The sequence below is a fragment of the Streptomyces sp. NPDC002206 genome (genome assembly GCF_053593595.1).
This window is the reverse complement of sequence record NZ_JBSFCW010000012.1, coordinates 168,243-189,836: the sequence shown is the minus strand read 5'-3', so window position 1 is coordinate 189,836 and position 21,594 is coordinate 168,243. Positions and strand designations below refer to the sequence as shown.

Below are 21,594 nucleotides of genomic sequence, written 5' to 3'. Positions count from 1 at the left end.
ATTTTACGCCCCATGGCCCGTCTGTTGCGGCTGATCTCCGTCTGTGGCGACCGATCCCGGGGCAGGCAGTGACTGAGGTGGGCGGGGGCCTCCGTACTGGCCGCTGGGGCGCATCCGCAGCGGACGTTCCTCGTACTCCTCCAGCGCATGGGCGATCCAGCCTGCTGTACGGGACACCGCGAACACCGTCTCACCCGCCTCCGCCGACATGCCGGAGGCGACGGAGAGCACGGCCAGCGCCAGGTCGACGTTGGCGTGCAGCGGGGTGTGGCGCGCGGTGGTGGTGACCACGTCGCGCGCCGCGGCCAGCGCGGGCGCCGCCTGCGGGACCTCCGCGAGCCTGGCGAACAGCGTCCGCGCGCGCGGATCCTCGGCGGCGTAGAGCCGGTGTCCGAGTCCCGGCACCTGACGGCCGGTACGGAGATGGTCCGCGACCACCGGGGTCGCACTGCCCCGCTCCAGGACCTCGGTCAGCATTCTGTGGGCCAGGCTGCTCGCGGCGCCGTGCAGGGGGCCCTCCAGGACGCCGAGGCCCGCGGAGACCACCGCGTACGGATGGGCGCGGGCGGATGCGGCGACCCGTGCGGCCAGTGTCGAGGCGGCCAGGTCGTGGTCGATCAGCAGGCCGAGAGCCGTGTCCAGTGCGGCAAGTGAAGGCGCGTCGGCCGGTCGGGCGGTGAGTTTCGGCCACAGATGGTGCGCGAGGCCGGGCGGGTGCGAAGTGGCCTCGCCGTCGGCCGTCGCAGGTGCACCGACAGCGGTCGGCAGCGCGCCGACCAGGGTCGGGATCAGGCTCCGCGCGCTGCCGAGCACTGCCTCGCGCGAGAGATCGAAGCGCAGCGGATCGGCGGCCGCCGCGGCGACCACGGCGACCCGCAGCCGGTCCGTCGACCCGCTGTGCGCGGGCAGCGCACCGACGGTCCGGCGTGCCGCGGCCAGGGCCTCGGCAGGCGCGGTGAAGCGGATGCCGGGCCGGAGGTCGCCGGTCCACAGCCATTCGGCGATCTCCTCGTAGGAGTAGTGCGTGGTCAGCTCGGCCGCGTCGACGCCCCGGAAGTAGTACCGGTCGCTCTCGATCAGCGTGATGCCGGTACGGAACACCAGGTCACCGCCGGCGGTGGAGGGGTCTCTCCGTCCCGTACGCCGTACCACTGCATCGACCTCCGCGGCGTCGAACGTACTGCCGCGACCACCGGGGGCGCGCCTGCTGCTCAGCTGACCCCGGCTGACATACGCGTACACCGTCTCGGGCTTCACGCCCAGGCGCTCGGCCGTCTCGCGCGTCGTGAGCCGCTCCGCACGCGCGTCGGCGTGGCCGTCGGGTGCTGCTTGATCCCTCATGCTGCTCACCGTATCCATATTGATTCAATCAACATTGACAGGACTGAAGTCAAGCATAGACAGTCGAATCAATATTGATGGGCCTGCACAGTGAAGCTTGCGGAGGAAGAAATGCCGACCATGACCACCGGAACCCCGCTCGACGTACCCCGAGGCCTCGCCGGCGTCGTCGTCACGGACACCGCTCTCGGAGACGTCCGGGGACGCGAGGGCTTCTACCACTACCGGCAGTACTCGGCGATCGAGCTCGCGCAGACCCGCAGCTTCGAGGACGTCTGGTACCTGATGTTCCACGGAGAGTTGCCCGGTCCGGCCGCCCGCGCCGACTTCGCCGCGCGCACCGCCGCCATGCGCCGACTGCCCCCGGAGGTACGGGGTGCCCTGCCGGCGATAGCCCGTGCGGGCGCGGTCTCCGGCCCCCTCGCAGGGCTGCGCACCGCGCTGTCGCTGCTCGGCGCCTCGGCCGGCTTCCGCCCGGTGTACGACATCGACGGCGACCGGCGCCGCAGCGACGCGCTGGCTGCCTGCGCGGCCGTTCCCACCGTGCTGACCGCCCTGTACCGGCTCGGCCAGGGCCTCGATCCGGTCGAGCCGCGCGATGATCTGCCGTACGCCGCCAACTATCTCTACATGCTCACCGGTTCCGAGGCGGACACCGCCCGCGTGAGGGCCGTCGAGCAGTATCTGATCTCCACCGTCGACCACGGCTTCAACGCCTCGACCTTCACCGGCCGGGTCGTCGCCTCCACCGGCGCGGACATTGCCGCCTGCCTGGTGGCAGCCGTCGGCGCACTCTCCGGCCCGTTGCATGGCGGAGCTCCCAGCCGCGCGCTCGACACCCTGGATGAGATCGGCACCCCCGACCGCATCGACAGCTGGATCCGCGAGCGCGTGCTCGCGGGCGAGCGGATCATGGGCTTCGGCCACCCCGTGTACCGCACCGAGGACCCGCGCTCACGCATGCTGCGTGGGATCGCCCAGGGCTTCGGCAGCCCGCTCGTCGACTTCGCCGTCGAGGTGGAGCGCCAGGTCGAGGCGATCCTCGCCGAGCTCAAGCCCGGGCGTGAGCTGCACACCAACGTGGAGTTCTACGCCGGGGTCGTCATGGAGCTGTGCGGGCTGCCGCGCGAGATGTTCACGCCGACCTTCTGCGCGGCGCGGGTGGTCGGCTGGAGCGCCAATATCCTGGAGCAGGCGGAGGACTCCAAGATCATCCGTCCGGCGGCCCGCTACATCGGTCCGACCCCGCCCCAGCCGGTCCCGGCGCCCTGACGTTTCCCCGAGGAAGGCCCCCGTTGAACCCGTCGTCCCCGCCCCGTAAGCAGCAGATCCCGGTCATCGTCGTGGCCGGGTTCCTGGGATCCGGCAAGACGACTCTGCTCAACCACCTCCTGCGCCACCGTGCGGGGAACAGGATCGGCGTGATCGTCAACGATTTCGGCTCCATCGAGATCGATGCCATGACGGTCTCGGGCCAGGTCGGCTCGACCGTCTCGCTGGGCAACGGCTGCCTGTGCTGTGCCGTCGACGCGAGCGAACTCGACACCTTCCTGGAGACGCTCACCCGGCCCGCCGCCCGCCTCGATGTGATCGTCATCGAGGCGAGCGGACTCGCCGAACCCCAGGAGCTCGTAAGGATGCTGCTGGCCAGCGACAACCCGCACATCGTGTACGGGGGACTGGTCGAGGTCGTCGACGCCGCCGAATTCGACGCCACCCGGGGGCGCCATCCGGAGATCGACCGCCATCTCGGCGTCGCCGATCTCGTCGTGCTGAACAAGACCGACCGGATCGAGGACGAGGAACAGAGCCGCATCCGCAAGGCCATCGCGGCGACCGGCAGCGGGGCGGCCGTCATCTCCGCCACGTACGGGCGCATCGACCCGGAGCTGCTCTTCGACCCGGCGCTGCGGCCGGACGGTGAGGAGAGGATGCGTCAGCTCACCTTCGAGGACCTCCTGCTGGAGGAGGGGGCGGAAGGGGACACCGAGGTACACGCGGGGCATCTGCACGCCGCGTACGAGAGTGTCTCCTTCACCTCCGACGTACCCATGGACCCCCGCCGACTGATGGAGTTTCTCGACTCCCGGCCCGAGGGCCTCTACCGGATGAAGGGGTTCGTCGACTTCGGCGCGGGCGACCGGGGCAACACATATGCGCTGCATGCCGTCGGCAGATTCCTGCGGTTCGGCCCCCGGCCCTGGAAGCGCGACGAACCGCGTCTCACCCAGCTCGTGCTGATCGGCTCCGGCATCGACCCGGACACCCTGCACAGGGAACTGGCCGACTGCCGCGAGAACTCCGCACCTGCTGCGCCGGACACCGCTCCGCACGCCCCAATGTCCCCGGACGCGCCGCAGGACGCCGCACATGAGCAGAGCATGTGGGGCGTCCTGCGGTACGTACAGCAGCCGGTCGACGAGGCTTAGCCCACCGGCCCACCGGCCCACCGGCCCACCGGCCCACCGGCCTGCCGGCCTGCCGCCGCCCGGCCGCCGGGCGGTCGGCTACACCGGACCGGCGATCACCGCGACCGGCTTGGCCAGCGGTGTACCCGAACCGTCGCGCCGCGGATCCGGCTCCGGCAGCTCCGTCGGCGTGCCGTTCTTCTGCGCCGCCCGCGCCGGCAACGCGCCCGCCCAGGCGAACACCAGGACGTCCTCACCCTTGAGGAACCGCTGACAGCGCACCCCACCGGTGGCCCGGCCCTTGCGCGGATACTGGTCGAACGGCGTGAGCTTCGCCGTCAGCACCGAGTCGTCCAGCGTGCCGTGCGAACCCGCGACCGTGAACACCATCGCGTCCACCGCCGGGTCCACCGCGCCGAACGAGAGCACCTCGGCGCCCGCCGCCAGCTTCACCCCCGCCATACCGCCGGCCAGCCGGCCCTGCGGCCGCACCTGCGCCGCCGGGTAACGCAGCAGCTGCGCGTCGGACGTGATGAAGACCAGGTCCTCCTCGCCGGTACGCAGTTCGGCGGCGCCGACGATCCGGTCGCCCTCCTTGAGGGTGATGACCTCCAACTCGTCCTTGTTGGCCGGGTAGTCCGGCACCACCCGCTTGACGACCCCCTGCAGGGTGCCGATCGCCAGGCCGGGGGAGGACTCGTCGAGCGTGGTGAGGCAGACGACTTCCTCGTCGTTGTCCAGCGTGAGGAACTCCGAAACCATCGCCCCGCCCGAGAGATTGGGCGCCGCGTGCGTGTCCGGGAGCTGCGGCAGGTCGATCACCGCGAGCCGCAGCAACCGCCCGGTGGACGTCACCACACCCACATCGCCGCGCGCCGTCGCCGGCACGGCCGACACGATCACATCGTGCTTGGCCCGCTTGGCGTCCTCGTCGAACGCGATCGGGTCGCCGGTGGCCGTACGGGCCAGCAGACCGGTCGAGGAGAGCAGCACCCGGCACGGGTCGTCCGCGACCTCCAGCGGCACCGCAGCGACCTGCGCACCGGCCGACTCCAGCAGCACCGTACGTCGGTCGGTACCGAACTTCTTGGCGACCGCGGCCAGTTCGGTGGAGACCAGCTTGCGCAGCTCGGTGTCCGATTCGAGGATCGCGGTCAGCTCGTCGATCTCGGTGTTGAGCCGGTCCCGCTCGCTCTCCAGCTCGATCCGGTCGAACCGGGTCAGCCGGCGCAGCGGGGTGTCCAGGATGTACTGCGTCTGGATCTCGCTCAGCGAGAAGTGCTCGATGAGCCGCTCCTTCGCCTGCGCCGAATTGTCACTGGACCGGATGAGCCGGATGACCTCGTCGATGTCGATCAGTGCGACGAGCAGGCCCTCGACCAGATGGAGCCGGTCACGACGCTTGGTACGGCGGAACTCGCTGCGGCGGCGCACCACGTCGAAGCGATGGTCGAGATAGACCTCGAGGAGTTCCTTGAGGCCCAGCGTGAGCGGCTGCCCGTCGACCAGCGCCACATTGTTGATGCCGAAGGACTCCTCCATCGGCGTCAGCTTGTAGAGCTGCTCCAGCACGGCCTCGGGCACGAAGCCGTTCTTGACCTCGATGACCAGGCGCAGGCCGTGCTGGCGGTCGGTGAGGTCCTTGACGTCCGCGATGCCCTGGAGCTTCTTCGCCGAGACCAGGTCCTTGATCTTGGCGATCACCTTCTCCGGGCCGACGGTGAACGGCAGTTCGGTGACGACCAGACCCTTGCGGCGCGCCGTGGCGTTCTCCACGGAGACGGTCGCACGGATCTTGAACGTGCCGCGGCCGGCCGCGTACGCGTCCTTGATGCCGCCGAGCCCCACGATCCGGCCCCCGGTCGGCAGGTCCGGACCGGGAACGAACCGCATCAGGGTCTCCAGGTCCGCACCCGGATGCTTGATCAGATGGCGGGCGGCGGCGATGACCTCGCCCAGGTTGTGCGGCGGCATATTGGTCGCCATGCCGACCGCGATCCCGGACGAGCCGTTGACCAGGAGGTTCGGATACGCGGCAGGGAGGACGACCGGCTCCTGCTCCTGGCCGTCGTAGTTCGACTGGAATCCGACGGTGTCCTCGTCGATCGACTCCGTCATCAGCGACGTGGCGTCGGCCATCCGGCACTCGGTGTACCGCATGGCGGCCGGCGGGTCGTCGTTTCCGAGCGAGCCGAAGTTGCCGTGTCCGTCGACGAGGGGGAGCCGCATCGAGAACGGCTGGGCCATCCGCACCAGCGCGTCGTAGATCGACGCGTCGCCGTGCGGGTGCAACTTGCCCATGACCTCGCCGACGACACGGGCACACTTCACATAGCCGCGGTCGGGACGCAGCCCCATCTCGTTCATCTGGTACACGATGCGGCGGTGCACCGGCTTCATGCCGTCGCGGGCGTCCGGCAGGGCCCGTGAGTAGATCACCGAGTACGCGTACTCGAGGAAGGAGCCCTGCATTTCGTCGACGACGTCGATGTCGAGGATCTTCTCCTCGAAGTCGTCCGGCGGCGGGGTCTTCGTACTGCGGCGGGCCATCGCTGCTGCGACTCCTTCACAGATCTGTTCGGGCAACCTCTGGTTCTGACGCCGACCATTGTGGACCGCCGCACTGACAACCCCGACCTCGACCCGTCTCTAGGGGCCGTCCGGCGCTCTTTCACGCGAACTTCCACGGCACGGGAACTTCGCCAGGTGTCGGTCCGCTTGCTTACAGTGGCAGGTCTCGCAGGAAATCCAGTATCGCGATCGAAGGGACGTACATGCCCATGGGTCACACGGCCACAGCCCAGGCCGGCTCCGGCGGCTTGACAGCGACCGAGCACCGTCTGGCCAACGGCCTGCGCGTGGTGCTCTCCGAGGACCATCTGACCCCGGTCGCCGCGGTGTGCCTCTGGTACGACGTCGGTTCGCGCCACGAGGTCAAGGGGCGCACGGGTCTGGCTCACCTCTTCGAGCACCTGATGTTCCAGGGCTCCGGACAGGTCAAGGGGAACGGACACTTCGAACTGGTGCAGGGGGCCGGCGGCTCCCTCAACGGGACCACCAGCTTCGAACGGACCAACTACTTCGAGACGATGCCCACGCACCAGCTGGAGCTGGCCCTGTGGCTCGAGGCCGACCGGATGGGCTCACTGCTCGCCGCGCTCGACGACGAGTCCATGGAGAACCAGCGGGACGTCGTCAAGAACGAGCGCCGCCAGCGCTACGACAACGTGCCGTACGGCACGGCGTTCGAGAAGCTGACCGCCCTCGTCTACCCGGAGGGCCACCCGTACCACCACACTCCGATCGGCTCGATGGCCGACCTGGACGCAGCGACGCTCGAGGACGCACGCACCTTCTTCCGTACGTACTACGCGCCCAACAACGCGGTGCTGTCCGTCGTCGGCGACATCGACTCCGAGCAGACGCTCGCCTGGATCGAGAAGTACTTCGGCTCCATCCCGTCCCACGACGGCAAGCAGCCGCCGCGCGACGGCGCGCTCCCCGAGACCATCGGCGAGCAGCTGCGCGAGGAGGTCCGTGAGGAGGTCCCGGCGCGGGCGCTGATGGCCGCCTACCGGCTGCCGCACGACGGCACCCGGGAGTGCGACGCCGCGGACCTCGCGCTGACCGTGCTGGGCGGTGGCGAGTCCTCCCGGCTGCACAACCGCCTGGTCCGCCGCGACCGGACGGCCGTGGCGGCCGGATTCGGGCTGCTGCGGCTTGCCGGTGCGCCCTCGCTCGGCTGGCTGGACGTGAAGACGTCCGGCGGGGTCGAGGTGGCGCAGATCGAGACCGCGGTCGACGAGGAGCTGGCCCGGTTCGCGGCCGACGGTCCGACGCCCGAGGAAATGGAGCGCGCCCAGGCCCAGTTGGAGCGCGAGTGGCTGGACCGGCTCGGTACGGTCGCGGGCCGCGCCGACGAACTGTGCCGGTTCGCCGTGCTGTTCGGTGACCCGCAGCTCGCCCTGACCGCCGTCCAGCGGGTGCTCGACGTCACCGCGGAAGAGGTCCAGGCGGCCGCCAGGGCCCAGCTTCACCCCGACAACCGGGCGGTGCTCGTCTACGAGCCGGTCGAGTCCACCGATGGGGCGGCCGCCGACGAGGCGGACGCCGACACCGACGCGCACGAAGGGGCGGACAAGTGACCGACGCTGCCGCGACTGGAGTATCGATGGAGTACCACCCGCAGCCGACCCCGGGCACGGCCAGGCCCTGGGCCTTCCCCGCCCCCGAGCGCGGCGCCCTGCCCAACGGGCTCACGGTGCTGCGCTGCCACCGCCCCGGCCAGCAGGTCGTCGCGGTCGAGATCTATCTCGACGCCCCGCTGGACGCCGAGCCCGAGGGCCTCGACGGCGTGGCCACGATCATGGCGCGGGCGCTGTCCGAGGGCACCGACAAGCACTCCGCGGAGGAGTTCGCAGCCGAGCTGGAGCGCTGCGGGGCGACCCTCGACGCGCACGCCGACCACCCCGGCGTCCGGGTCTCCCTCGAGGTCCCGGCCTCCCGGCTGGCCAAGGCGCTCGGTCTGGTCGCCGAGGCGCTGCGGGCGCCCGCATTCTCCGACAGCGAGATCGAGCGGCTGGTACGCAACCGGCTCGACGAGATCCCGCATGAGCAGGCCAACCCGGCCCGCCGCGCCGCCAAGCAGCTCTCCAAGGAGCTCTTCCCGGCCACCGCGCGGATGTCGCGCCCGCGCCAGGGCACCGAGGAGACGGTGGAGCGGATCGACTCCGCGGCGGTCCGCAGCTTCTACGAGGCCCACGTCCGCCCGTCCACCGCGACCGCCGTGGTCGTCGGTGACCTCACGGGCATCGACCTGGAGGCGTTGCTCGCCGACACCGTCGGCGACTGGTCCGGGAACAGTGCCGAGTCCCGGCCGGTCCCGCCGATCACCGCCGACGACACCGGCCGGGTGGTCATCGTCGACCGTCCCGGAGCCGTGCAGACCCAGTTGCTGATCGGCCGCGTCGGCGCCGACCGGCACGACAGCGTGTGGCCTGCCCAGGTCCTCGGCACGTACTGCCTGGGCGGCACGCTCACCTCCCGGCTGGACCGGGTGCTGCGCGAGGAGAAGGGCTACACCTACGGCGTACGGGCCTTCGCGCAGGTCCTGCGGTCGTCGGCGGCGGACTCCGCCTCCGGGGCGACGGGCGCCGCGATGCTGGCCATCAGCGGCTCGGTGGACACGGAATCCACCGGACCGGCGCTCGGCGACCTGTGGACGGTCCTGCGGACGCTGGCGGCCGAGGGCCTGACCGACGCCGAGCGCGAGACGGCCGTGCAGAACCTCGTGGGTGTCGCCCCGCTGAAGTTCGAGACGGCGGCCTCGGTCGCGGGCACGCTCGCTGACCAGGTCGAGCAGCACCTCCCGGACGACTACCAGGCGCAGCTGTACGCCCGCCTCGCCGAGACCGGCACGGTCGAGGCAACCGCGGCGGTGGTCAGCGCCTTCCCGGTGGACCGTCTGGTCACGATCCTCGTCGGCGACGCCGCGCAGATCGAGGAGCCGGTCCGGGCGCTGGGCATCGGAGAGGTGTCGGTCGTTACCGGCTGACGCATCGAATAACCGCATATCGGGACAGAGGGAGACCCTCGCGAGTGGCATCTCGTCGGGGTCTTCCCTTTTGCCTGATTTGTCGGATAGATGCCTGCGTGCCCTGTGGGATGCGCTACAAAACGCCCTGTCCGTTTGGTGAATGAAAGTCCCCCCGCTTAGCGTCGGCAGCGCTGTCCGTCACCCGTATGCCGCATCCGCGGCGCCGGGCAGCTATCGCCGAGTCCCCGTCAGGCGCGAGCCTGGGGAGCCGGGGACCCACGCAGTCCCTGGGGTGAATCGGATGCCTGCGCGCCCATTGTGAGGCCCGCGGATCCGTAGGAGACCTTCCTGCTCCGAACCCGTCAGCTAACCCGGTAGGCGAGAAGGAAGGAAAGGACCAGCCACCTCATGGCGTTCACCCGCCCCACCGGGAAGCACCGTGCCCCGAACCGTCTGACGCGCAAGAGCGCGCAGATAGCCGGCATCGCAGCTCTGGCCACCACCGGAGTCATCGGTGGGCTGGCCTCTCCGGCGCTCGCCGCCGGCACCGAAGCCCCCTCTGTCAGCGAGACCGGCCTGAACCAGGTCATCGCCATCGAGGGCACCCTTGCCGACCAGGTGGCCACCCAGGCCGAGGTGCAGAAGCGCCAGGCCAAGGCGGCCGCCAAGGCCAAGGCGGCAGCCAAGGCGAAGGCCGAAGCCCGCGCCAAGGCGGCAGCCAAGGCCAAGGCCGAAGCCCGCGCCAAGGCGGCCCGCGAGGCGAAGGCGCGTGCCGCCCGTTCCGCCGAGCGCACCCGCCTCGGCGCCTTCCAGCTCCCGATCGCCGGTTCGTACGTCACCACCGGCTACAAGTCCAGCGGCTCCCTCTGGTCCTCCGGCCGCCACTCGGGCATCGACTTCCACGCCCCCTCCGGCAGCTCCGTCGTCGCCGTCGGCGCCGGCACGGTCGTCGAGGCCGGCTGGGGCGGCGCGTACGGCAACAACATCGTGCTCCGGATGACGGACGGCACGTACACCCAGTACGGCCACCTCTCGTCGATCGGCGTGTCGGTCGGCCAGAGCGTCGGCGCGGGCCAGCGGATCGGTTTCTCCGGCTCGACCGGCAACTCCACCGGACCGCACCTCCACTTCGAGGCCCGGACCACGCCGTCGTACGGCTCCGACATGGACCCCGTCGCGTACCTGCGCGCCCACGGCGTCACCGTCTGACCGACGCGGCACCCCCGAAGGCCCCGGCTTCCCGCCGGGGCCTTCGGTATCCCCGGACCGGCCCCCGCCGGAGGCGCTTGCCGAACCGTCTTCGGACCAAAAGATATTCATGGATTTCGACCCGGCGTCGGAAATGCAGCCGCATTGCAATAGAGTCACAGAACAGGCGTCGATCGGCCGCGTTTCGCGGGGATTAAGGCGGAGGTTCGGACATGCGCATTCCGGCGCATTCGGTATGCACGGCAATCCGTGACGACATCGTCTCCGGTGTCTTCGAACGCGGCAGCAGACTCACCGAGGAACTGCTCGCACGCCGTTACGGGGTGTCCCGTGTCCCGGTACGGGAAGCGCTGCGCACCCTGGAGTCCGAGGGTTTCGTGGTCACCCGCCGGCACGCCGGAGCCTGTGTCGCCGAGCCCACCGAGCAGGAGGCCGCCGACCTGCTGGAGGTCCGGATGCTGCTGGAGCCGCTGGGTGCGGCCCGCGCCGCGCAGCGCCGCACCGAGGCACACCTCAAAGTCCTCCGCGGCCTGGTCAGGCTCGGTCAGGAGCGGGCCAGGCGGGGCGAGGGCGAGGATCTGCGCTCGCTGGGCGGCTGGTTCCACGAGACGCTCGCCCAGGCCTCCGGCAGCCCCGGACTCATCGCGCTGCTCACCCAGCTCCGGCACAAGATCGCCTGGATGTACGCGGTCGAGCAGCCGGCCCGCCCCACCGATTCCTGGGCCGAGCACGGGGCCATCGTGGACGCAGTCGCGCGCGGTGACGCGGAACGGGCCAGGGCGCTGGCCGCGCAGCACGCCGAGCGCGCCACCGCCGCGCACCGGCTGCGGCGCGCGGACCGCACCCCGGGCCGTGAGCCCGCCCCGCCGCGGCCCGGCCGGGTGAGAACTTCGCAACATGCCGTAAACACCGCGAGCGGCCGTCATTAACACATGCGCCGTATACAAAGAGATGTAATTCGGCGGGGCTTTGTTTCGGCTGCCCGAATTAACTCCGGAAGCCTCGGAAACCCACTCGGGAGTGGGCCCGGGGATCGGTCCTGGGGTCGGTACGGTTCGCGAAAACGAAAGAGCCGCGGCCCCGATCAAAGGTGCCGCGGCTCTGCCGCAGAAATGTGTCCGGCTGGAGCGGGCCGGGGAAGTCCGGAATCAGACGGTCTCCGGGAGCTCGTCGAGCCCCTCCTCGACCAGCCTCGCCAGTCGGTCGAGCGCGGCCTCGGAGTCGTCCGCCGCGGACGAGAGCACGATCTCCTCGCCGCCCTGCGCGCCGAGGCCGAGCACCGCGAGCATGGAAGCGGCGTTCACCGGGCTGCCGTCGGTCTTGGAGATCGTCACGGGGACGCCCGACGCCGTGGCGGCACGGACGAAGATGGAAGCGGGGCGGGCGTGCAGGCCCTCGGTCCAACCGACATTGACGCGGCGCTCAGCCATGGTTCTGCCCTTCACGAATCAATGGTTGTCTAGACCAGTCTCTCATGTGGTGCGCGGTGTTCCGTCCGACCCGCGACCCGGTGCCGCAGCCCGTGCCGCAAGGCCGATCGGCCCTCTCAGACTGCCCCGGCCCCGAGCCGTACGCGACCGCTGACCGAGCCGTAGGCTTTGCCCATGCAGCCCACGCCGGAGCAGAGTCCGCATCACGCGTACCCCGACCACTGGGAAGCGGACGTGGTGCTCCGCGACGGTGGCACGGCCCGGATCAGGCCCATCACCACGGACGACGCCGAGCGGCTGGTCAGCTTCTACGAGCAGGTTTCTGACGAGTCGAAGTACTACCGGTTCTTCGCCCCTTATCCGCGGCTCTCCGACAAGGACGTGCACCGCTTCACCCATCACGACTACGTCGACCGGGTGGGTCTCGCTGTCACGATCGGCGGCGAGTTCATCGCCACCGTCCGCTACGACCGGATCGACGCGACCGGCCGGCCCGCCTCCGCCCCCGCCGACGAGGCCGAGGTCGCCTTCCTCGTCCAGGACGCCCACCAGGGCCGCGGCGTGGCGTCGGCGCTGCTGGAACACATCGCCGCAGTGGCCCGCGAGCGCGGCATCCGGCGCTTCGCCGCCGAGGTGCTGCCCGCCAACAACAAGATGATCAAGGTGTTCCGGGACGCCGGATACACCCAGCAGCGCAGCTTCGAGGACGGCGCCGTCCATCTCACCCTCGACCTCGAACCGACCGCCGAGTCCCTCGCCGTCCAGCGCGCCCGTGAGCAGCGGGCGGAGGCGCGGTCGGTGCAGCGGCTGATCGCGCCGGGTTCCGTCGCCGTCGTCGGCACCGGCCGCAACCCCGGCGGGGTGGGCCGCACGGTCCTGCGCAACCTCCTCGCCGCCGGATTCACCGGCCGCACGTACGCAGTGAACAGCGCGTTCGCCGCGGACCAGGCCACGATCGACGGCGTCCCCGCCCACCGCTCCATCGGCGAGATCGGCGAACCGGTCGACCTCGCGGTCGTCGCCGTGCCCGCCGACCGGGTCCCGGAGGCCGTCACCGACTGCGGCGAGCACGGTGTCCAGGGCCTTGTCGTCCTCTCCGCCGGATACGCCGAGTGGGGGGCCGAAGGCAGGGAACGGCAGCGCGAACTGGTGCGCCATGCCCGCTCGTACGGCATGCGCATCATCGGCCCGAACGCCTTCGGCGTCATCAACAACTCCGAAGCCGTACGGCTGAACGCCTCCCTCGCCCCCGAATCGCCCGCGCCCGGACGCATCGGCCTGTTCACACAGTCCGGCGCCATCGGCATCGCGCTGCTCTCCGGGCTCTACCGGCGCGGCGCGGGCCTGTCCACCTTCATCTCCGCGGGCAACCGCGCCGACATCTCGGGCAACGATTTCCTGCAGTACTGGTACGAGGACCCGGACACCGACGTCGTCCTGCTGTACCTCGAATCGCTCGGTAACCCGCGCAAGTTCACCCGCCTCGCCCGACGCACCGCGGCGGTGAAGCCTGTGGTCGTGGTGAAGGGCGCCCGGCACAGCGGCAGCACCCCACCGGGCCATGCGGTACCGGTCAGCCGGATCCCGGACGCGACGGTGTCCGCGCTCATGCGGCAGGCGGGCGTGATCCGCGTCGACACGGTGACGGAGATGGTCGACGCGGGCCTGCTCCTCGCCGACCAGCCCCTCCCGGAGGGCCCGCGGGTCGCGATCCTAGGCAACTCCGAGTCCCTCGGCCTCCTCACGTACGACGCCTGCCTCGCCGAGGGGCTGCGCCCGCGCCCGCCCCGCGACCTCACCACGGCGGCCACCCCGCAGAACTTCCGGGACGCGCTGGCCGAGGCCCTCGCCGACAGGAACTGCGACGCGGTGGTCGTGACGGCGATCCCCTGGGTGGGGGAGAACGGCGAAGCGGAATCGGGTGACGGTGAGGTCCTGGCGGCCGCCCTGCGCACCGCCGCGGCCACGGGCCCGGCCAAGCCGGTGGCCGTGGTCCATGTGGAGATCGGCGGCCTGGCCGAGGCGCTCGCCGCCGCCACGAGCACGGCCGCGCTGCCACGGGTGGTGCGTGCATCCGCGCCGGCTGTCCCGGACGCTTCGGCTGCGCCGGCCGATCGAGCCGTCCCGCCCACCGCCCAGGCCGTGCCGCCGACCGCCCCTGGCGACCAGCTCACGCAGCAGCGGTCCGACACGGGCCCGGGCGAAACCCCCGCCGTCCCCACCCTCGGCCGCATCCCCGCCTACCCCGCCGCCGAGCGTGCCGTGCGGGCTCTGGCCGAGGCCGTGAAGTACGCCCAGTGGCGGCGGCAGGCCGCCGTGCCGGGGAAGGTGCCCGAGTTCCTCGACGACACCATCGACGAGGCCGGCGCCGCCGCGCGTATCGACGCGCTCCTCGGGCCCGACCCCGACCCGCGCGGCCGCCCGCTCAGTCACGACGAGGCGTGCGAACTCCTGGGCCGCTACGGCGTCACCGTACGACCGACGCTCCCGGCCCCCGACCCGGACGCCGCCGTCGCCGCGGCGGCCCGGCTCGGCTATCCGGTCGCGCTCAAGACCACCGCACCCCATCTGCGTCACCGCGCCGACCTCGGCGGCGTCCGGCTGGACGTTGCCAACGAGGCCGCGCTGCGCCGGGCCTACGGCGAGCTCACCGACCTGCTCGGCAAGCCCACCGAGCTCCAGCCCGTCGTCCAGTCCATGGCACCGCGCGGCGTGGACACCGTCGTACGGGCCACGATCGACCCGGCCGCGGGTGCCGTCCTCTCCTTCGGGCTGGCCGGCGCGCCCTCCGAACTCCTCGGCGATACCGCCCACCGCCTCGTACCGGCCACCGACCGCGACGCCGCCGAGCTGATCCGGTCCATTCGGGCGGCCCCGGTCCTCTTCGGCTGGCGCGGCTCGGCCCCCGTCGACACCGCGGCGCTCGAAGAGCTGCTGCTGCGGGTGTCCCGGCTCGTCGACGACCACCCCGAGGTGGTCTCCGTCGCACTGGAACCGGTCGTGGTCGCCACCCAGGGCCTGACCGTGCTCGGTGCGAGCGTCCGGCTGGCGCCGCCCCCTGCCCGGACCGACCTGGGCCCTCGTCGCCTCCCCAACTACTGAAGCCACTGGCCGGCCCGCCCCTGGCCCTTTCGCGCAGCGTCCCCGGTAGCCATCCACCCCCCGTAGGATGGTGCGTATGGCGAAGACCGGTACGACGACCCAGGGGCTGCGCGCGGCGATCGAGCGCAGCGGCTACTACCCGGCCCTTGTGGCCGAGGCGGTGGAGGCCGCCGTGGGCGGTGAGCCGGTCGCGTCGTACCTGGTGCACCAGGAGACCACTTTCGACTCCAACGAGGTGCGCAGGCACGTCACGGTCCTGGTTCTGACCGACAACCGTTTCATCGTCAGCCACACCGATGAGCAGAACGCCGACACCAGCTCCCCGTCGCCGTACGCCACCACGTCCACCGAGTCGGTCAAGCTCGACCGGATCTCGTCGGTCGTGGTCAGCCGTGTCGTGGCCAACCCCGAGAAGTACGTGCCGGGGACGCTGCCCCGCGAGGTCGTCCTCACCATCGGCTGGGGTGCGGTCTCCCGGATCGACCTGGAGCCCGCCGCCTGCGGCGACCCCAACTGCGAGGCGGACCACGGCTACACCGGCAGCTCCACCGCCGACGACCTGAGCCTGCGTGTCAGCGAGGCCGGCGACGGCCCCGACACGGTGCGCCAGACCCTTGCATTCGCCCAGTCGCTCTCCGAGGCGACGGCCGCGGCTGCGACCGCGACCGCAGCGACCGGCCGCTGATGGCCCAGCCGGCCTGGCAGGACCCCGTTCTGCTCCCCCTCGACACGGCGCCCGTCCCCGAGTACGGCAGTGGCTCGCTCGCCGATCTGCTGCCGACGCTCGTCGCCGGACAGGGCGTGCCCGGTTTCACGGCGGCGATCCCCGAGCTCACCCCCGCCGACCGGAACTGCGTCTTCCTGATAGACGGTCTCGGCTGGGAGCAGATCGAGTCCCACCCGGACGAGGCCCCGTATCTGCACTCGCTGCTCCCCACCTCGCGCGGGGGCACCGGCCGTCCGATCACTGCGGGCTTCCCGGCCACCACGGCGACCTCGCTCGCCTCGGTCGGTACAGGGCTGCCGCCCGGCGCACACGGTCTTCCCGGCTACACCGCCCGCAATCCGGAGACCGGCGAGCTGATGAACCAGCTCCGCTGGAAGCCCTGGACCCCGCCGGAGGTCTGGCAGCCGTACCCCACCGTCTTCCGGCTCGCGGACGAGGCGGGCGTGCGGACCGCGCAGGTCTCCGCCCCGACCTTTCAGCACACCCCGCTCACCAAGATCGCGCTCAGCGGCGGCACGTTCCACGGCAGGCTAACCGGCGAGGAGCGGATGGACCTGGCCGCGGACCGGCTCGCCGCCGGTGACCGGTCGCTCGTCTACACGTACTACAGCGAGATCGACGGCAAGGGGCACCGCTTCGGCATCGACTCCGACGCCTGGCGCGGCCAGCTGATGTACGTGGACGGCCTGGTGCAGCGCCTCGCCGAACAGCTGCCGCCCCGCTCCGCCCTGTACATCACCGCGGACCACGGCATGATCGACATTCCGTTCGACGAGCAGTCCCGGATCGACTTCGACGAGGACTGGGAGCTGCGCGCGGGCGTCGCCCTGCTCGGCGGCGAGGGCCGGGCCCGTCATGTGTACGCCGTCCCGGGCGCCGAGGCCGACGTGCTGACCGTCTGGCAGGAAGTGCTCGGCGAACAGTTCTGGGTGGCGAGCCGGGACGAGGCGATCGCGGCCGGCTGGTTCGGCCCGCAGGTCGACGAGCGGGTGTACGGCCGGATCGGCGATGTGGTCGCGGCCGCCCACGACGACGTCGTGGTCACCGCCTCGGTCCAGGAGCCGCACGAGTCCGCGATGGTCGGCATGCACGGCTCTATGACCCCCGTCGAACAGCTCGTCCCGCTCCTCGAAGTGCGTTCCTGACCTGCTCGTCCTGCTCGCCCCACCCCCCATTCGAATCGAAAGGTGCTCAACCCCTCATGCCCGAGCTTGTGTTCTTCTCCGGAACGATGGACTGCGGAAAGAGCACGCTGGCGCTGCAGATCGGCCACAACCGGTCGGCCCGTGGTCTGCAAGGTGTGATCTTCACCCGTGACGACCGGGCGGGGGAGGGCAAGCTCTCGTCGCGGCTGGGGCTCGTCACGGAGGCCGTCGAGGCCGATGAGGACATGGATGTGTACGCACACCTCGTCGACCACATCACCCGCGGCGGCAGGGCGGACTACGTGATCGTGGACGAGGCCCAGTTCCTCGCCCCCGTACAGATCGACCAGCTCGCCCGGGTCGTCGACGACCTCGGGCTGGACGTTTTCGCGTTCGGGATCACCACCGACTTCCGGACCAAGTTGTTCCCGGGGTCCCAGCGCCTCATCGAGCTGGCCGACCGCGTCGAGGCCCTCCAGGTCGAAGCGCTCTGCTGGTGCGGTGCACGGGCCACGCACAACGCCCGCACGGTGGGCGGCGAGATGGTGGTCGAAGGCGCCCAGGTTGTGGTGGGGGATGTCAACCAGCTGGCGGGCGAGGTGGGTTACGAGGTGCTGTGCAGGCGCCACCACCAGCGCAGGATGACCAGCGCGACGGCCCGCGCGGGCGCACTGTCGCCGGACGTTCTGCCGGTCACGCCGGGCTGAGCCGCCGCCTGCGGACCGCAGAGCCGCCACCCGCTGCATGCCTCGTCGCCGTACGCTTGACGTGTCGGAGTTTTCCGACGCATCATGGTGGGCATGGCGGCAGCAGATGTGTTCAGCGCTCTGGCCAACCCGGTGCGGCGCACGCTCCTGGAAGCTCTACGCGACGGCCCACGTGCGGCGGGAGATCTCGCCGGCGCGTTCGAGCTGAGCAGGCCCGCGGTCTCTGAGCACCTGGCGGTGCTCAGAGGGGCGGGGCTGGTGCGTGAGGAACCGCGGGGGCGGTACCGCTACTACCACCTGGAAGCAGCCCCACTGGCCGAGGCGGTCGAGTGGCTGCATCCCTTCGAACGCTACTGGCGGGCCCGGATGGGCGCGCTGAGCGACCTGATCGACGAGGAGAGCCGATGACCGGTGCAGAGCCGACCGTCATTCATTGCGACCAGTTCATCGCCCATCCGCCGGCGGCGGTCTGGCGGGCACTGACCGAACCCGAACTGCACGCGCGGTGGTGGGCCGCCGGTGATGTGCGGCCCGTTGTGGGGCACCGCTTCACCCTGGACATGGGCCCCTGGGGGCAGCAGGCGTGCGAGGTGCTCGCTGTCGAGCCCGAGCGCCTCCTGCGCTACAGCTTTGCCCCCGATTCGCTGGACACCACGATCACCTGGCGGCTTCAGGCCGAGGGGACGGGCACCCGGCTGTTCCTGGAACACGCCGGGTTCGACCTCGACTCGCCTCTGGGTAAAACGGCGTTCCACGGCATGGGCGAGGGGTGGCCGGGCCTCCTGCGGCGCATCGAACCGGCGCTCGCCGCCGGGGACCAGTAGGAGTCCGTACGAACGGAAGGGGCTCGGGCGGCGCGGCGACCGGCGGTGGGGGATCAGCGATCCGCCGACCGTACGATCGTGAAGACCGCGCCCTCCGGGTCCGCGACCGTCGCCACGCGGCCGCTCGATCCCTCCCGCGGTGGCTGCAGCACATGCCCGCCGAGGTCCACCACCCGCGCGGCGGCCTCGTCGGTGTCGGCGACCTCGAAGTACGTCATCCAGTGGGGACCCCGGTCGCGCGGCAGCGCGCGGCCGACGCCGTGCAGCGAGGCCACCGGGCGGCCGTCCAGATGCAGCGTCTGGTAGTCGAAGTCGGCCGAGACGACCGCTTCCGGCTCGAATCCGAAGACCGCCTGGTAGAACTTGGCGACTGTCGAGGTCTCGCTGGTCACCAACTCGTTCCAGACCGGGGTTCCGGGGGCCCCCGCGAGCGCCGTACCGATGTGCGCTGCGGCCTGCCAGATCCCGAAAACGGCCCCGCTCGGGTCGGAGACGATGGCCATCCGGCCTGCTTCGGCCGCGTCGAGCGGCCCGACGCCGACCGTCCCCCCGCAGGAGCGGATCGTCTCCGCCGTCACATCGGCGTCGTCGGTGGCCAGGTATGTCGTCCAGGCGACCGGCAGGTGCCGGTCGGGCGGCAGCTGTCCGATGCCCGCGACCTCTTTCCCGTCGATCAGCGCGCGGACGTAGGGGCCCAGCTGGTCCGGGCCGGGCACGAACTCCCAGCCGAACAGGTCGGCATAGAACTCCTGTGTCGTACACAGACCGTGCACGATCAGGCTCACCCAGCAAGGTGTTCCGGGTGTGCGCCGGGCGGCAGCCTCGGTCATCGTCACTCTCTTCTCGGACCATCGTGGTGGCCGTACGGGGGGAACGGGGCCGACGCGCCGACCGGCGGTGCGAGAGGTGTGCGCCCCGTGCAGATGCTTGCACCACCCGGCGCACGAAGCGTCCCGGCCGCGCCGCATTTTCCGGTATGTCGACAGAGGAAGCCCGGTTTATCGCGATGTGTCCGATTCGATGCTGTTACGGGTGGGCCGCCTCCTGCGCGAGGATGGCACCCATGAAGCCCATCATCTCCGCATCCGAATGCGTGAGCGAATCGGCGGGGCCACGTCCGCCGGTGCTCCTGGACGTACGTTGGCAACTCGGCGGTCCGCACGGTCTCCCCGACTACCGGGCCGGGCACATCCCGGGCGCGGTCTTTGTCGATCTGGACGCGGAACTCGCCGGACCTGCAGGCAGCGGCGGCCGTCATCCGCTGCCGGACCCGGAGAAATTCGGCGCAGCGATGCGCCGCGCAGGCGTCTGCCGGGACACTCCCGTGGTGGTCTACGACGGCGGCCAGGGCTGGGCCGCCGCGCGCGCCTGGTGGCTGCTGCGCTGGACGGGGCACCCGGATGTCCGCGTACTGGACGGCGGTCTCGCCGCGTGGGAGGGCGAGCTCTCCACCGAGACGCCCACCCCTGCCGAGGGCGACTTCAGGCCCGTACCGGGTGCACTGCCCCTGCTGGATGCCGACGGCGCCGCGGCAATGGCCCGCTCCGGCCTGCTGCTCGACGCCCGGGCCGCGGAGCGCTACCGGGGCGATGTGGAGCCGATCGACCGGGTCGGTGGCCATATCCCGGGCGCGGTCTCGGCCCCGACCTCCGAGAACGCCGGCGCCGACGGACGGTTCCTGCCTGCGGAGGTGCTGGCGGCCCGGTTCAAGGAGCTCGGCACGGACGGCGCGCCGGAGGTCGGTGTCTACTGCGGCTCCGGCGTCTCCGGCGCGCACGAGGTGCTGGCCCTGGCCGTCGCCGGCATCCCCGCCGCGCTGTATGCGGGCTCCTGGTCCGAGTGGTCCGCCGATGAGTCCCGGCCGGTCGCCAAGGGTCCCGATCCGCAGTAGTGGCGTCGGCCCTGCTCGTAACCGGAACTGCGGTAAGGGGTTCCGGTCGGATGGGCGGAGAGCACGAGGGCCCGTACGCAGCGGCGTACGGGCCCTCGTCATGCCACGGTCACCCCGGTCAGTCCTGCTTCTTGCGGCGGGTGCCGAAGACGATCTCGTCCCAGCTCGGCACCGCGGCCCGGCGGCCCGGACGGACGCCGTCCGCCTCGGCCTGGCGGTCCGTCGTGCCGGTCAGCCGGTCGCGGTGGCCGGCCACCGCTCGCGGCATCAGCACATCCGCATAGGCGGAACCGGCACCTGCGGAGGCCGCCGCGGCCGGCGGCTCGTCGGTCTTCGGCTCCTGCGCGGCAGGAGCAGTCGGCGGCGGCTCGGGCGGCGCGGGACGCTCCGGCACCACCATGTCGCCACGGAAGCTCGGCACCGCCTCCAGCAGGCTGGTCAGTGAGTCGCGCTCACTGGCCGAGGCGGTGACGATGTGCTCGTCCGGCTCGGGCGGGGGTGGCGGAGCGGGCCGTTCCATCTGGCGGTCGAGGGCACGGTCCAGCGGCCGGTCGCGCGGCAGCCGCGCGATCCGCGGCACGAACGGGAAGCTCGGCTCCGGCGTGGCGACATCGTCGCTCTCGCCGATCAGCGAACGCGCCTCGTCGTCCACGGCCTGCACCAGCCGGCGCGGCGGGTCGTACGTCCAGCTCGCCGAGTGCGGCTCGCCCGCGACCCGGTACACGAGCAGGACTTCCCAGGTGCCGTCGTCACGACGCCACGAGTCCCACTGGACGGTTTCCTTGTCGGCGCCGCGCAGCAGGAGTCGCTCCTGCACCGCCTCGCCGAGCTGGGGGCCGGTGTTCTCGCCGGGACGGCGCACGGGAGTCTTCCGGGCCCGCTCGGCCATGAAGGCGCGTTCGGCGAGCACGGGGCCCTCGAAGCGTCGGACACGGTCGACCGGAATTCCGGCGAACTGAGCGACCTCCTCCGCGGAGGCACCGGCTCGTATCCGGGCCTGGATGTCGCGGGGGCGGAGGTGGCTCTCCACCTCGATCTCGATCTGGCCGAGCCGCGCGCGGTCGTTGCGCACGGCGGCGCGCAGCCGTTCGTCGATCGGAAGCGTGTATTCCATGCTGTCCGCAGCCTTGAGCACCAGTCGTGTGCCGTCGTTGGAGACGGCCACGACACGCAGTTCGGGCATGGGGACCTCCCGGGTGGTGCCTGCCGACGTCACGTGCGTCGCTGCTTCCGCTAGTCGAGTGTGGCCTGCCCGGGTGCAGCCTGCCACAACA

18 protein-coding genes and 1 riboswitch are annotated in these 21,594 nt (G+C 71.2%); of the genes, 13 read left to right on the top strand and 5 right to left on the bottom strand.

Features of this window, described 5'->3' with window-relative positions; all coding sequences use genetic code 11:
- Nucleotides 1-3: 3 nt before the first annotated feature.
- Nucleotides 4-1,341 (bottom strand): citrate/2-methylcitrate synthase, encoded by a 1,338-nt coding sequence (locus tag ACWCP8_RS23185; protein WP_451117860.1) that lies wholly within the window; start codon nucleotides 1,339-1,341, stop codon nucleotides 4-6.
- Between the two features lie 111 nt (nucleotides 1,342-1,452).
- On the opposite strand from ACWCP8_RS23185, the gene ACWCP8_RS23180 reads away from it, so the two are divergent.
- Nucleotides 1,453-2,613, top strand: coding sequence for a citrate synthase (locus tag ACWCP8_RS23180; RefSeq protein ID WP_451117858.1), 1,161 nt, complete (start codon nucleotides 1,453-1,455; stop codon nucleotides 2,611-2,613).
- 23 nt (nucleotides 2,614-2,636) lie between these two features.
- Complete coding sequence (locus ACWCP8_RS23175; protein ID WP_451117856.1) at nucleotides 2,637-3,770, top strand: CobW family GTP-binding protein; 1,134 nt, start codon at nucleotides 2,637-2,639, stop codon at nucleotides 3,768-3,770.
- Between the two features lie 78 nt (nucleotides 3,771-3,848).
- Here the strand turns inward: ACWCP8_RS23175 and ACWCP8_RS23170 are convergent, their stop codons facing one another.
- Nucleotides 3,849-6,299, bottom strand: coding sequence for a DNA gyrase/topoisomerase IV subunit A (locus ACWCP8_RS23170; RefSeq protein WP_352267520.1), 2,451 nt, complete (start codon nucleotides 6,297-6,299; stop codon nucleotides 3,849-3,851).
- Nucleotides 6,300-6,523: 224 nt separating this feature from the next.
- Between ACWCP8_RS23170 and ACWCP8_RS23165 the strand changes: the two genes are divergently transcribed.
- The 4 genes from ACWCP8_RS23165 (at nucleotide 6,524) to ACWCP8_RS23150 (ending at nucleotide 11,423) form a co-directional block, all read left to right on the top strand.
- Complete coding sequence (locus tag ACWCP8_RS23165) at nucleotides 6,524-7,894, top strand: M16 family metallopeptidase (protein ID WP_352267521.1); 1,371 nt, start codon at nucleotides 6,524-6,526, stop codon at nucleotides 7,892-7,894.
- A 26-nt stretch (nucleotides 7,895-7,920) separates the two neighbouring features.
- Entirely contained in the window at nucleotides 7,921-9,303 is a 1,383-nt protein-coding gene (locus tag ACWCP8_RS23160; RefSeq protein WP_352267598.1) for a M16 family metallopeptidase, read from the top strand.
- Between the two features lie 207 nt (nucleotides 9,304-9,510).
- A riboswitch (cyclic di-AMP (ydaO/yuaA leader) is annotated at nucleotides 9,511-9,680 on the top strand.
- Nucleotides 9,681-9,693: 13 nt separating this feature from the next.
- Nucleotides 9,694-10,494 (top strand): M23 family metallopeptidase, encoded by an 801-nt coding sequence (locus ACWCP8_RS23155; protein ID WP_451117853.1) that lies wholly within the window; start codon nucleotides 9,694-9,696, stop codon nucleotides 10,492-10,494.
- Nucleotides 10,495-10,706: 212 nt separating this feature from the next.
- Nucleotides 10,707-11,423 carry a GntR family transcriptional regulator gene (locus ACWCP8_RS23150; protein WP_352267523.1) on the top strand — a complete coding sequence of 239 codons (717 nt, stop codon included), beginning with the start codon at nucleotides 10,707-10,709 and terminating at the stop codon, nucleotides 11,421-11,423.
- A 219-nt stretch (nucleotides 11,424-11,642) separates the two neighbouring features.
- Here the strand turns inward: ACWCP8_RS23150 and ACWCP8_RS23145 are convergent, their stop codons facing one another.
- Complete coding sequence (locus tag ACWCP8_RS23145) at nucleotides 11,643-11,924, bottom strand: HPr family phosphocarrier protein (protein ID WP_352267524.1); 282 nt, start codon at nucleotides 11,922-11,924, stop codon at nucleotides 11,643-11,645.
- Nucleotides 11,925-12,098: 174 nt separating this feature from the next.
- On the opposite strand from ACWCP8_RS23145, the gene ACWCP8_RS23140 reads away from it, so the two are divergent.
- From ACWCP8_RS23140 to ACWCP8_RS23115, 6 genes are all read left to right on the top strand, one after another.
- The gene (locus ACWCP8_RS23140) at nucleotides 12,099-15,026 is read left to right on the top strand and encodes a bifunctional acetate--CoA ligase family protein/GNAT family N-acetyltransferase (RefSeq protein WP_451117851.1); all 2,928 of its coding nucleotides are present in this window, start codon (nucleotides 12,099-12,101) and stop codon (nucleotides 15,024-15,026) included.
- 76 nt (nucleotides 15,027-15,102) lie between these two features.
- Nucleotides 15,103-15,711, top strand: coding sequence for a DUF5998 family protein (locus ACWCP8_RS23135; RefSeq protein WP_030927223.1), 609 nt, complete (start codon nucleotides 15,103-15,105; stop codon nucleotides 15,709-15,711).
- Nucleotides 15,711-16,898: an alkaline phosphatase family protein gene (locus ACWCP8_RS23130; RefSeq protein WP_352267528.1), complete on the top strand. Its 1,188-nt coding sequence runs from the start codon at nucleotides 15,711-15,713 to the stop codon at nucleotides 16,896-16,898. The genes ACWCP8_RS23135 and ACWCP8_RS23130 overlap by 1 nt, the downstream gene beginning before the upstream one ends.
- A 56-nt stretch (nucleotides 16,899-16,954) precedes the next feature.
- Nucleotides 16,955-17,605 (top strand): thymidine kinase, encoded by a 651-nt coding sequence (locus ACWCP8_RS23125; RefSeq protein WP_352267529.1) that lies wholly within the window; start codon nucleotides 16,955-16,957, stop codon nucleotides 17,603-17,605.
- Between the two features lie 84 nt (nucleotides 17,606-17,689).
- Nucleotides 17,690-18,013 carry an ArsR/SmtB family transcription factor gene (locus ACWCP8_RS23120; protein ID WP_451117848.1) on the top strand — a complete coding sequence of 108 codons (324 nt, stop codon included), beginning with the start codon at nucleotides 17,690-17,692 and terminating at the stop codon, nucleotides 18,011-18,013.
- Nucleotides 18,010-18,429, top strand: coding sequence for an SRPBCC family protein (locus tag ACWCP8_RS23115; RefSeq protein ID WP_382833263.1), 420 nt, complete (start codon nucleotides 18,010-18,012; stop codon nucleotides 18,427-18,429). The genes ACWCP8_RS23120 and ACWCP8_RS23115 overlap by 4 nt, the downstream gene beginning before the upstream one ends.
- A gap of 53 nt (nucleotides 18,430-18,482) precedes the next feature.
- Here ACWCP8_RS23115 and ACWCP8_RS23110 read toward each other — a convergent pair whose 3' ends face one another.
- Complete coding sequence (locus ACWCP8_RS23110; RefSeq protein ID WP_328625931.1) at nucleotides 18,483-19,259, bottom strand: VOC family protein; 777 nt, start codon at nucleotides 19,257-19,259, stop codon at nucleotides 18,483-18,485.
- Between the two features lie 233 nt (nucleotides 19,260-19,492).
- Between ACWCP8_RS23110 and ACWCP8_RS23105 the strand changes: the two genes are divergently transcribed.
- Complete coding sequence (locus ACWCP8_RS23105; RefSeq protein ID WP_451117846.1) at nucleotides 19,493-20,320, top strand: sulfurtransferase; 828 nt, start codon at nucleotides 19,493-19,495, stop codon at nucleotides 20,318-20,320.
- A gap of 118 nt (nucleotides 20,321-20,438) precedes the next feature.
- On the opposite strand, the gene sepH is transcribed toward ACWCP8_RS23105, so the two are convergent.
- Nucleotides 20,439-21,503 carry a septation protein SepH gene (sepH, locus tag ACWCP8_RS23100; protein ID WP_451117844.1) on the bottom strand — a complete coding sequence of 355 codons (1,065 nt, stop codon included), beginning with the start codon at nucleotides 21,501-21,503 and terminating at the stop codon, nucleotides 20,439-20,441.
- Nucleotides 21,504-21,594: the final 91 nt, after the last annotated feature.